General features: G+C 47.1%; 10 protein-coding genes. 9 read left to right on the top strand and 1 reads right to left on the bottom strand.

Annotation, left to right across the window (positions count from 1 at the left end; translation table 11 throughout):
* Positions 1-40 precede the first annotated feature (40 nt).
* Positions 41-976: a DUF1848 domain-containing protein gene (locus tag BHK98_RS02920; RefSeq protein WP_075712111.1), complete on the top strand. Its 936-nt coding sequence runs from the start codon at positions 41-43 to the stop codon at positions 974-976.
* Positions 977-1,008: 32 nt separating this feature from the next.
* Positions 1,009-1,668 (top strand): YczE/YyaS/YitT family protein, encoded by a 660-nt coding sequence (locus BHK98_RS02915; protein WP_075712110.1) that lies wholly within the window; start codon positions 1,009-1,011, stop codon positions 1,666-1,668.
* Positions 1,669-1,689: 21 nt separating this feature from the next.
* Here BHK98_RS02915 and BHK98_RS02910 read toward each other — a convergent pair whose 3' ends face one another.
* Positions 1,690-2,472 carry an IclR family transcriptional regulator gene (locus tag BHK98_RS02910; protein ID WP_075712109.1) on the bottom strand — a complete coding sequence of 261 codons (783 nt, stop codon included), beginning with the start codon at positions 2,470-2,472 and terminating at the stop codon, positions 1,690-1,692.
* Between the two features lie 210 nt (positions 2,473-2,682).
* On the opposite strand from BHK98_RS02910, the gene BHK98_RS02905 reads away from it, so the two are divergent.
* The 7 genes from BHK98_RS02905 (at position 2,683) to BHK98_RS02875 (ending at position 11,519) form a co-directional block, all read left to right on the top strand.
* Positions 2,683-3,846 (top strand): pyridoxal phosphate-dependent aminotransferase, encoded by a 1,164-nt coding sequence (locus BHK98_RS02905; protein WP_075712108.1) that lies wholly within the window; start codon positions 2,683-2,685, stop codon positions 3,844-3,846.
* Positions 3,847-3,908: 62 nt separating this feature from the next.
* On the top strand, positions 3,909-5,408 hold the full coding sequence (locus tag BHK98_RS02900; RefSeq protein WP_202816869.1) for a YjiH family protein: 1,500 nt from the start codon (positions 3,909-3,911) through the stop codon (positions 5,406-5,408).
* Positions 5,409-5,482: 74 nt separating this feature from the next.
* Positions 5,483-6,289, top strand: coding sequence for an electron transfer flavoprotein subunit beta/FixA family protein (locus BHK98_RS02895; protein WP_075712107.1), 807 nt, complete (start codon positions 5,483-5,485; stop codon positions 6,287-6,289).
* The gene (locus BHK98_RS02890; protein WP_075712106.1) at positions 6,289-7,290 is read left to right on the top strand and encodes an electron transfer flavoprotein subunit alpha/FixB family protein; all 1,002 of its coding nucleotides are present in this window, start codon (positions 6,289-6,291) and stop codon (positions 7,288-7,290) included. Before BHK98_RS02895 ends, BHK98_RS02890 begins: the two co-directional genes overlap by 1 nt.
* A complete protein-coding gene (locus tag BHK98_RS02885) occupies positions 7,271-8,656 on the top strand; it encodes an FAD-binding oxidoreductase (RefSeq protein WP_075712105.1) in 1,386 nt (461 codons plus the stop codon). The genes BHK98_RS02890 and BHK98_RS02885 overlap by 20 nt, the downstream gene beginning before the upstream one ends.
* Positions 8,657-8,794: 138 nt before the next feature.
* A complete protein-coding gene (locus tag BHK98_RS02880) occupies positions 8,795-11,080 on the top strand; it encodes an MFS transporter (protein WP_075712104.1) in 2,286 nt (761 codons plus the stop codon).
* Complete coding sequence (locus BHK98_RS02875; protein ID WP_075712103.1) at positions 11,073-11,519, top strand: MarR family winged helix-turn-helix transcriptional regulator; 447 nt, start codon at positions 11,073-11,075, stop codon at positions 11,517-11,519. Before BHK98_RS02880 ends, BHK98_RS02875 begins: the two co-directional genes overlap by 8 nt.
* Positions 11,520-11,596: the final 77 nt, after the last annotated feature.

Here is an 11,596-nt window from a genome sequence, read left to right as displayed (position 1 = left end):
AGTCCGGAAAGAGGCAGTTCTCAGTGATGAAGGTCGGAATATGATCATAAATACCGGAAGCAGAACAGATATACCCGCTTTTTTCAGTCCCTGGTTCTATAACCGGATCCGGGACGGTTTTGTGATGGCAAGAAATCCGTTTGACCCGCGGAGAGTGCTCCGTTACAGACTGGATCCCGCTGTTGTGGACGCCATCGTCTTCTGCACCAAAAATCCGGAGCCAATGCTTCCCCGCATTGCGGAGCTCGACGCGTTCAACACATTCTGGTCTGTGACCGTCACATCCTATGGACCGGAAATCGAGCCATATGTGCCTCCTGCGGAACGGGTCACAGAAGCGTTGTGCGCCCTCTCGGAGCATGTGGGATTTCACAGCTGCGGCTGGCGGTACGATCCTGTGTTCATCAGCGAAAAGTACAGCGTGGACTATCATCTGAAGGCCTTCCGAAGGATGGCGGAAGAACTGAAGGGGAGCACCGGCCAGTGCGTAATCAGTTTTATTGATCTCTATAAAAAAACGACCAGAAATTTTCCGGAGGTGAGGCCGGTGTCTTCCGGAGACCAGAGAATCCTGGTTTCACAGATGGCGGAAATTGCCGGAGAAAATGGCATGGTACTGTATCTCTGTTGCGAGGATCCGTCTCTTGCAGGCCCTGATGTTAATGCCGGAGGCTGTCTTTCACGAGGCGTTCTGGAGCGTGCGCTGGGTGTCACTCTGGACGTGCCCGCGCTTCCGCGGGCCAGAAAGGAGTGCGACTGTCTTCTGAACGCGGATATCGGAGTCTATAATACCTGCGGTCACGGCTGCAGATACTGTTACGCCAACTATGACCGGAAGCTGGTCGCGCAGAATATGAAACGTCATGATCCGGAATCTCCTTTTCTGATCGGGAATTCCATGCCGGGGGACATTGTTTCAGACGCGCAGCAGCAGTCCTGGGTCAGTCCGCAGCTCGACGTGTTCGCGCGGCTGTGACGGACCTGACAAATGAAGAGGAGCATTTTTTTATGAAGAGAAAAAACTATATTTTCCGTCGTTATTGTATTTTTTTCACAGGTCTTTTTTTTGTGGCGTTCGGCATATCCTTTGTTACAAAGGCAGGTCTGGGCACCTCGGCGATTTCCTCGGTACCGTATACACTGTCGCTGATCTGGCCCGTGCTTACGATGGGACAGTGGACGATTCTGTTCAACTATCTGCTTGTGGCGGCGCAGATCGTGATTCTGAAAGGCCGTGTCAGTAAAATCGAGATGCTCCTGCAGCTGGGAGTCACGCTGATTTTCGGGTACTGCATCGATTTCGGAATGTGGCTTCTCACTCCTCTGGAGCCGCAGAACTACGGAACGAAGCTGGCGGCACTGGGAATCGGCATCTTAATCATGTCCTTCGGCGCATATCTTGAATTCGTCGGGAACGTGGTTATGCTCCCGGGCGACGGATTCGCAAACACGATTGCGAAGGTCAGCCACAGAAGCTTCGGGTTCGTCCGTTTCGTTTCCGATACGATTATGGTCGCGTGTGCGGCGCTCATGTGCATCTTCTGTCTTCACGCGCTGACCGGCGTCCGCGAGGGGACAGTCATCGCTGCCCTGACGGTGGGGAATGTGGTGCGCATCTATACGAGGCTCTTCCGAAAGGCTGAGGCGCGTGTTCTGCCGGCGGAGTGAGGGTGATTCGAAAAAATCGAATCACCCCAATATATTTTTTCTTCTTATATAAAGTTTATCGTAAATCGCAGAAATTTCAGATGCGGTCGATTTCAGCTTCTGAGCCAGTTCCTTGCGTCCCTTCAGTTCAAGACGGCTTGTAGGGGCAGAGAGACTTATAGCGGCGATTAATTTTTTTTCGTGATCATATAGCGGCGCGGCGATGCAAGATAATCCGTATTCATATTCTTCCGTCTCTGTTGTAACCCCTGTTTCATTGTATTCCTGCTTCCAGTTAAGATAATCCTCGTAGGTTGTTTGTGTGTATATCGTTCGTTTTGGGAGTTCCTGATCAAAAAAGGAGATTATTTCATCTTTACTCCGGTGCATCAGAAATATTTTTCCTAAAGAAGAGCAATACAAAGGAGAAATCGGCACTAATTTGGATACTAGTACAGAAGATTCTCCCGATACATTATATATTGTGTAGACCGTATCTTCATTGCAGATACCGAGATTGATGCTCTCTCCGATATCCTTAGCCAGTTTATCTATATACGGCTGGGCAATTTCCGCAGAATTACGGGATGCTTTAACGCGTTCGCCTAATGCGATAAAAATCAATCCCAGAGAATATTCGTCCTGTTCGTTTCGGTCGAGCATCCCGAGATTAGCCAGAGTTACGCAAAAACGGGAAACGGTTGGTTTGGGGATACCGGTCTGCCTTGAAAGCTCTGTGACGCCGACAGGCTCCGGAGATAATGATATTGCTCTGATCAGAAGTATAGTACGTTCAACAGAGGCTACATTATTTTTTTCGTTCATCAATCAGTTCTCCAATCAAAATAATAAAAATTCAAAAAAATCTTGACAATCCCTGCTTGTTGGATATAATAGTCAAAACTAAAAATGAAACTGTGTTTCAAAAATAAAAATACAGCAATCGCTTTTAGAAACGGCGTTTCAAAAAAATAAAGGTTTGTCACAATTATAAAACAGTAGAGAATTTTGTCAAGGAGGAGGAAAGCACAGAAAATGAGACATAAGTTTATTTCAAAACGGTACTGGAAAGACATTTCCACGCCAATGGGGAAGGTGGATGAATTAGCGAAGAACTATAATGATGTGATTAATTTAAGCCTGGGCGATCCTGATTGGACGACAAATAAAATTATCATTGACGGAGCGTATAGTGACGCGTTGGCGGGACATACTAAATATACGGAATTTCGCGGTGATCCGGAGCTCCGTACAGAAATACGCAAATACTATAAAGATAGTTTCAATCTGGATTTGAAGGATGAAGAGATTTTTGTCACTGCCAGCGGATGTCTGGCCATGTATCTGATTATGGAAGCTATTCTTGACGATGGCGATGAAGTTATTTTACAGGCGCCGTATTTTACGCCATATCCACAGCAGGTGGAATTGGCAAGGGGTGTTCCGGTGGAACTTCCTACATATGAGGAAGAAGATTTTCAGATTGATATCGGCCGGCTGGAATCGTTAATTAATGAGAGAACAAAGGCTCTCGTGATTAATACGCCAAGCAACCCGACAGGGAACTGTCTTACCGTCGATACGATGAAAAAGATTGCAGATATTGCTGAACGGTACGATCTGATCGTTATCTCGGATGATATTTATACGGCGTTCAGTTATCAGCATCCTTTTGTGCCATTTGTATCAATTGGAAACATGAAGAGACGCACCTGTGTTATTAACAGCTTTTCTAAGGATTTTACAATGACCGGCTGGCGGATTGGAAACATTATCGCACCCGACTATATTGTCAGAACGCTTCAGTCCATTAACGAGAATGTTGTTTTCACGGCTCCGTCTGTTTCCCAGAGAGCGGCGATTCATGCACTGAGAAACAGAAGTGTTATACAACCGCCGATGATTGATGAATACAAGAAAAGAGTATTTTACGCTGCGGAGCGGATTAATCAGATTCCTAAAATGCATGTCATTACACCGCCCAAGGGGACCTTTTATTTGTTCATCAACATCAGAGAAACAGGACTGGATTCCGTTGAAGTAAGCAATGTGATCCTGCGAGAGGCGCATGTGCTGACAATTCCGGGAATATCATTTGGAATGTGCGGTGAAGGATATCTCAGAATTGCATGTACGGTGAATGTAGATCTGCTGAAGGAAGCCTTTGATCGGATTGAGGGTGTGAGCATATTCAGGTAGTATCTGTTGAAGAAAGCCCAAGGAAAATACCGTTAAGACCAGTACTGCTACATTCTACCAGTTTGAACAATGGGACGGATAGTTTCCGGCTGGATGTCGGGTCTACCTACCACAAAATTATTGTAGGAGGAGAAAAAATGTCTAGGGAGAAAAATATTGTATTGACAGAGGAACAACAGGCGGCGAATCGCGAGGCCATGCAGGGATTGATTGAAAATCCTACGCGTAATCAGATACTGCGTTTTATTATCCCCTCAGCAATAGGTGTGTTCATATTTTTATGTCCGATTTGGGCGGATGGAAATATGACGATACCGTTGGGCGTTATATCTAATTGGCTGGCAGGATTCACAGGGGCGGCTGCAAAACAGCTTGTGTTTACCGTCGTTTCAATTTCATGTGTAATGTCTTTAATCTGCACGTTGGGAAAACCTGGATTTGCCAGAAATGAAGACGGTCTGATGCACAGCCTTTTTGTTACAACTCCGGTGTTTCTGGTAATCCGGTGCCTCGGGTGCGTGGTTGCATCTATGCTGATGTTCGGAATAGGTCCGGAGTGGATCCGCAGTGCCGATACCGGCGGTACAATGCAATCTCTGATGGGGACGTTGATTGCATGGTTTTTCGCAGCATCCTTCCTGATTCCGCTTCTTTTGGAATACGGAATTATGGATTATGTCGGAACACTGGTCAGAGGCGCGTTAAGGCCTTTGTTCAGATTACCCGGACGAGCGGCAGTCGATCTGCTGGCCTCATGGATCGGAAATTGCAATGTCGGTGTCGTGTTGACGTCCACACAGTATGAAGAGGGATATTACACTGCGAGAGAGTCTGTGCTGATTGCCAGCTGTTTTTCTGCGGTATCACTTCCATTCTGTCTTGTTGTTGCCGCTATGCTGAAGGTTGACCAGTATTTCCTTCAGTTTTACGGAATTCTTTGCCTGGTTGGAGTTCTCAGTGTTGTAATCATGTGCAGAATCTGGCCGCTGAACGGAAAATACAAAGATGAATATTATGCGCCGGTGGGTCAAAAAATAAATGAGATAGAGCCTAAAGGGATTAAAAAAACACATTGGGCATTTGCGCAGGCTGTAACGAAGGCTCAGAGCGGCCCGTCTTTTGCCGAGCTGATGAAAAAAGGCATCTCAATGTTTCTGAATATCTTGTTTACGCTGGTTCCGGTCACCATGTGTGTTGGAACGTTTGCATTGATTCTGTCCACATATACACCTGTCTTTGACTGGATAGGAACGCCGTTCCGCTATTATTTCCAGTTATTGGGAGTTCCGGAAGCCGCGGCTGCTGCACCGGGCGCTGTCGTAGGATTTGCAGATCAGTTTATTCCGTGCATTATCTGTGCGAAAATCGCTTCGGTCAAAACAAGATTCATCATCGGGATTCTGTCACTTGTTCAAATTATCTATATGAGTGAAGTCGGATCTATTATGATTGCATCTAAAATGCCGGTTAATATCCTGGACCTTATTATCATTTTCCTGGAGAAAACAATTATCGCGATTCCATTAATTGTACTGTTCACGAATCTGTTTATGAATTTCTAACCGAATAAATGTGAGAGTACATTGAAAGGTTGAGACAGATAATTTATATAAAAAACACTCTATGGAGACCAGATATGAATATACTTGTTTTGATAAAAGAAGTCCCGGACATGGGAAAAGTAACATTCGATAATGAAAGGGGAGTTGTTAACAGAGCCAAAGCGCCTGCGGAGATCAATCCTTTTGATGAAAACGCACTTGAGGCGGCGATTGATCTGAAACATTCATACGTTCATGAAGATCTTCGGATAACGGCGTTGTCTATGGGCCCTGAAAGAGCGCAGAAATCGCTTCGTATCGCCTATGCACGCGGAGCTGATAAAGGCGTTCTGCTGACAGATATAAAATTCGGAGGTTCCGATGCTTGTGCAACCGCACGGACATTAGCTGCGGCGATACATGTTATGGGAAAATTTGATCTCATCTTGTGCGGTGAGAAATCTGTGGATGGAGATACTGCTCAGGTGGGGGCGGAAGTTGCAGAATATCTGGATATTCCGCATTGTTACTATGTAGGAGCAATAGAAGAACTGACGGCGAAAACAGTTGTGGTTTGCGCTGAAGATATCTGGGGACAAATGCAGAGAAGGCGTATGAAGTTGCCGGCCCTTATCAGCGTAACAAAGAATATTGCGGCTCCCAGACTTCCGTCAGTGAGACGGAGATTGGAATCACGGACAGTTGAAATCGGAAAAATGGCATTGAAAGATCTTAGCGGATATCTGAAGGAGGAGGAGACAGGGATAAAAGGATCGCCGACAAAGGTGAGCAAAGTTATCGTTCCACAGGATACTGAGCGGTCAAGCATACTCTTTCGAGATGAAAGTGAAGCTTTTATGAATTCGATTGATCAAATATTGCTGGAGAAGGGGCTGGTATAATGGCAATGAGAAAAAACACAATTCTCGTTTTAGGGGAACAAAATTATGGCGTGATTCATCCGGTGACTTATGAACTGCTGCAGAAAGCGCAGGAGCTTGCAAAAGAGATGAAAGGATCTGTGGAATGCCTGATTTTAGGTCCTCCGAATCTTGCGGTGGAGGAAATCGCATATCATGGAGCCGATCTCGTTTACTATATGGAGCATGAATGTTTTCAGCAGGCCGACGAGTTTTTGTACAAGCAGAATATAGAGGTTGTTTTGAGGCGCCTGTCGCCGGAAGTGGTACTGATTGGTGCAACTGCCTTCGGAAGATCCCTGGCTCCGCGTATTGCCGGAGCGATGAATACAGGATTAACTGCCGATTGTACAGATCTGAAGGTGGATGCGAACGGTCAGCTTATTCAGATTCGCCCAGCCTTCAGCGATAATATTCTGGCGTATATCAGGACTTCGACACGACCTCAGATGGCAACGATCCGGTATAAAGAATTTAATGAATCGATTCGTGATAGCAGTCTGCCCGTCAACATTACGAAGATAAAACCGGATATTACAGTAAATCCGAATACAGAAGTTCTGTCACATGAACCCATCGGTGCAGTGGACATCACTAAGGCGGATGTTATTGTCGCTGCCGGACGGGGATTCAGGAAAAAAGAAGATCTGGCAATGGCTCAGAACCTGGCCGATTCTCTTGGAGGAGTTGTTGCGGTATCACGCGCACTGGTGGATGCCGGGATGGCACAAAGTCAGATCCAGGTCGGCTACAGCGGACATCGGGTCAAACCGAAAATATATTTTGCCTGTGGAATCTCCGGAGCTCCGCAGCATCTGGCAGGTATGAAGGAATCAGATATTATCATCGCGGTCAACAATGATGCGTCAGCACCGATATTTAAGGTTGCGGATATCGGATATGTAGGTGACATATATGAGATTCTGCCGCAGCTGGCGAAACGATATGGGAAGGAGAGTGGCTATGACGGAAAAAGATTATGATGCGTTGCGAACGATTGTGGGGAGAGATTTTGTTCTTGTAAACAGGGAACAGACAGCGGCGTATATGTATGACGAGGTGGAACCGGAATTTCGCCCTCCTGCCAATATTGATTCCATTGTGGTTAAACCGTCAGACACAGATGAGGTGTCAGAGATTGTGAGATATGCTTATGAACATGATATTCCGATTGTAGTACGCGGCGGAGGAACAGGGCTGGCCGGAGGATGCACACCTGTTGTCGAAAGCATTGTAATCTCAATGGAGCGTCTTAATCATATTTTTGAGATCGATGAGAAAAATATGATGGCTGTTTTAGAATGCGGCGTTACTTTAATGCAGCTTTTAGAAGAATTGGAGAAGCATGAAGGCCTTGGTTTTCCGGTACATCCGGGTGATGAAGGCGCTCAGATGGGAGGTATGGCTGTCACAAATGCAGGCGGTGCACGGGCAGTGCGTCATGGCGTTATGCGAAAACACATTATGGGGATAGAAGCGGTTCTCCCCAATGGTGAAATTTTACAATTGGGCGGCAAGCTGGTGAAAAACAATGCTGGTTACAATCTCTGTCAGTTGATTTTAGGCAGTGAAGGAACTTTGGCGATTGTAACAAAGGTTATTCTGAAGCTCTACCCTAAAGAAAAATGTTCATGCACAATCATCGCGCCCTTTGAGGATTTCGGGGATGCCTGTAATGCGGTGACAGATATTCTTCATAGCGGAACGATTCCTTTAGCAGTGGAATATATGGACAAAAAACTTTTTACCGGAACCGCTGAGATGCTCGGCCTTAAATGGCAGGCCGAAAAAGGGAATTCGGATTTGATGATAATTCTGTCAGAAAAAACAGAGGATCGCATGTTTGAAGCTGTGGAGACAGTGCAGAACATCTGCGAGAAACATAACTGCTATGAAACGCTGATTGCAGAGAAGAAAAGTGAACAGGACGAACTCCTGAAAATCCGAAGTGAGCATTACAGTTATATAGTGGATTCGATATGTGACAGCTTTGATTATGCGGTACCCGTTTCCGAAATTCCGAATTTTATCGCGGATCTGAAGCATTTAGCGGAGGAGTATCATACCGGTAATAATATTGTAGCTCATATTGCTGACGGTAATGTACACGGAGATATGTGGTATGTTGACGGCAAAGTACCTGTGTATGCTGAAGAGTATAAAAAACGCATGTATGATCTGGTCTTTCATTATGGGGGGACAATTACCGGTGAGCATGGAATAGGCAAGATACGAGTCGATGATTTGAAACTGCAGAAAAATGAAACGGAGCTGAATCTGATGCGTGGAATTAAAAAGGTGTTTGATCCTAAGGGAATATTGAATCCGGGAACGGTGATCAATGGCTGAGCATGTATTAAATTACAGAGACAGGAAATCCTGCAATCTGAAAGAAGTCTGGTGATTTGTGCTCTCTTGCGTCTGTAAGGAAAATGTGCTATACTGATTTAGTTGTAAAAACAACTAAATCAGTATAGGAGCAGGGTAATGAAGGAAAGGTCAAAACTGAATTTCGGGCTGATTCTCACCGTTTATCTGTTGGGAATTTTTATGGGAGCCCTTGATACGGGAATCGTAACGCCTGCGCGTACGGTGATCCAGGAATCGCTGAATGTAGGAGACAAAGCGGGGATCTGGATGATCACTGTCTATACGCTGGCTTATGCTGCGAGCATTCCCGTGATGGGAAAACTGGCCGATCGAATGGGACGCAGAACGATCTATCTGCTGAGTATTTTTCTGTTCGGCGGCGGTTCTCTGTTCTGCGGGCTTTCCCACGGAATGAACAGCTTCACTGCACTGTTGATCGCCCGGGTGGTCCAGGCCGTAGGCGGCGGCGGAATTATGCCTGTGGCAACGGCGGAATTCGGGACGACATTTCCGGAGGAAAAGCGCGGAATGGCGCTGGGAATGGTGGGCGGAGTCTATGGAATAGCGAATATTTTCGGTGCCAGTGTCGGAAGTGCCGTGATGGACTTCTTCGGAACCGGTCATTGGGAATTTATTTTCTTTGTCAATGTGCCGATTGCAGTATTCATATTGGCCGCGGGATTTTTTTGTCTTCCGAATACAAAGGAAAAGTCGTGCGACCCGATCGACGGAACGGGGATCTGCGTGCTGGTCATCATGGTACTGTGCATTATGTACGGCCTTAAAAATATCGATTTTTTCAATTTCCGGGAAACACTGCAGAGTACAGACGTTTACCCGTATCTTCTGATCTTTTTAGCGCTGCTTCCGGTGTTTGTCCGGATAGAGCGCCGGGCTGCTGATCCGGTCATGAATCTTCATTATTTCTCGAATCCCAGGATTCTTATCACACTGGGTGTTTCCATCATCACCGGAATCGTGCTCATGGGCGTGATCTTTGTGCCTCAACTCTGCGAAAACGCTATGGAGGTGCCTTCCGGCAAGGGAGGGTATTTTGTCATCATACTCGGCGTGTTTGCGGGGGTGGGAGCGCCGTTTTCCGGACGCCTGACGGATCGGTTCGGACCCAGGGCAGTCCTTGGAGCGGGACTGATTGCATCAATCCTCGGGTCTCTGACGGTCATCTTTTCCACAACAGTCGATCCGGGCTGGCCGAATGTTATCGCCGCTCTGATGTTTATCGGGCTGGGAATCGGATTTACCATGGGAGCACCGCTGAACTACATGATGCTGTGGGAAACGGATGAGCGAGAGGCGAACTCCGCACTTGCGACGCTGTCACTTGTCCGGTCTCTGGGGACAGTAATTGCACCGGCAGTCATGGTAGGCTTTATCGCGCATGCCGGAGCGGGAATCTCCGACGATGTTATGAAGCTTATGCCTAAGGAAGTGAACGTTCCCCGGCTTCCGTATGCGGCGGAACTCACAAAGGTGATGAGATCGCAGGGCGTGGAGAATGTGCCGGATTTCGATTCTATGACTCGCATACAGATTGACATGAACGCATCCGGGGGCGGCACGGAAATTCCGGAAGCATTGCTGAACGAGCTGAAGAATTCCGATGTGACGACTATTACCGAGAATACAAAGGATATGGCCCGCTATATGTTTGAGAAAATGAGTCCTCAGATACAGAAAAAGATTGACCGTGGAATCAGTAAGGGAGAATCCGGCGTGCGGTCCGGAATCCGGGGGATGGATCAGAGCATCCGGAGGATGCGGGAAGCAGAATCAGGAATGCAGCAAGGGATCGATGGAATGAACCGGGCTTTGTCGAAACAATCCGAGGCGCTGAAGAAAATGAAAAAAGGCCGTGCCGGCGTGCATAAGGGATATCAGGGCGTAAGCAAAGGTCTGAAGGAGATGCAGAAGGCTTATGATGCGCAGCAGGTTCCCTTTGTGAAAGAGAAAATGAAGCCGCAGCTTGAAAAGCTTCAGAGGAAACAGGAAGAGCTCGCCCGGACGGAAAAAAAGATGGATAGTGGTATTGCGTCGCTGACCGCCGCACAGAGAAAGATCCGACAGAAGCAGGATAAGCTTAAATATCAGAAAGCGCAGATGGCAAAGGCGATTGCCGGCGTTCAGGAAGGAAAAAGGGAAGCGAGGGATACGTTAAGGAAATTGAGAATCATGAAAAAGGCGGTACCGGGGGCGCTTGCAGCCGCAGAAACAAATTATATGAAGGAGATCGACAGACGGTCGCCGGAAATACGGAAGACATATCAGAGCGCTCTTAACAGCGGTTTCCGCCAGGTGTTCATCATGACTGCGACTGCATCCGGCGCGGGCCTGCTTCTGCTCCTGATGTATCGGAAAAGAAGAGAGGAGAACTCAAATGACTGAGGCAGGCATGTCAGAATGCTATATGAGTATCGGACGGATTATGATGGATTATGACCGTCAGTTCAAAGGGTTTCTCAAAGCTGAACTTGCTCCGCGGGAGCTGACTGTGGCGGCGGCTCTTGTGCTTCTTGCTCTGTACGAGAGGGACGGGCAGACCGCAGACAGTCTTCTGCAGACTGTATATTATGATAAGAGTGTAATGACCAGAACGCTGCAAATCCTGGAGAAACAGGGACGAGTCCGTCGCAGCCGGAATCCGCAGGATGGACGGTCATGGCTCTTTCATCTGACAGAAAAAGGGGGAGAGGAGAGAAGGGAAATCACGGATTCTCTGCGGGACTGGTGCTCCATTGCCTTCCGCGATATGGATGAGGAAGAAGTCTTTTCTCTCTTGCAGATACTGCAAAATCTGCAGAAAAACATCCGGAACAGGGGTTGATTTTTTGAAATTCTATGTGATAAAATAGCAAAAGTTGAGTAGCGAAGAGCGTAAGTCCAAACGGGCCTGCGCTCTTT

The sequence above is a fragment of the Hornefia porci genome (assembly GCF_001940235.1).
In the GTDB taxonomy this organism is placed as follows: Bacteria; Bacillota; Clostridia; order Peptostreptococcales; family Anaerovoracaceae; genus Aminicella; species Aminicella porci.
Note: the sequence above shows the minus strand (reverse complement) of the source record. Positions and strands in the feature narration are given on the sequence as shown.

Excerpts from the sequence above, each read along its gene's own strand:
- BHK98_RS02920 (WP_075712111.1), top strand. The coding sequence starts at position 41 with ATGATCATAAATACCGGAAGCAGAACAGATATACCCGCTTTTTTCAGT.
- BHK98_RS02915 (WP_075712110.1), top strand. The coding sequence starts at position 1,009 with ATGAAGAGAAAAAACTATATTTTCCGTCGTTATTGTATTTTTTTCACA.
- BHK98_RS02910 (WP_075712109.1), bottom strand. The coding sequence starts at position 2,472 with ATGAACGAAAAAAATAATGTAGCCTCTGTTGAACGTACTATACTTCTG.
- BHK98_RS02905 (WP_075712108.1), top strand. The coding sequence starts at position 2,683 with ATGAGACATAAGTTTATTTCAAAACGGTACTGGAAAGACATTTCCACG.
- BHK98_RS02895 (WP_075712107.1), top strand. The coding sequence starts at position 5,483 with ATGAATATACTTGTTTTGATAAAAGAAGTCCCGGACATGGGAAAAGTA.
- BHK98_RS02890 (WP_075712106.1), top strand. The coding sequence starts at position 6,289 with ATGGCAATGAGAAAAAACACAATTCTCGTTTTAGGGGAACAAAATTAT.
- BHK98_RS02885 (WP_075712105.1), top strand. The coding sequence starts at position 7,271 with ATGACGGAAAAAGATTATGATGCGTTGCGAACGATTGTGGGGAGAGAT.
- BHK98_RS02880 (WP_075712104.1), top strand. The coding sequence starts at position 8,795 with ATGAAGGAAAGGTCAAAACTGAATTTCGGGCTGATTCTCACCGTTTAT.
- BHK98_RS02875 (WP_075712103.1), top strand. The coding sequence starts at position 11,073 with ATGACTGAGGCAGGCATGTCAGAATGCTATATGAGTATCGGACGGATT.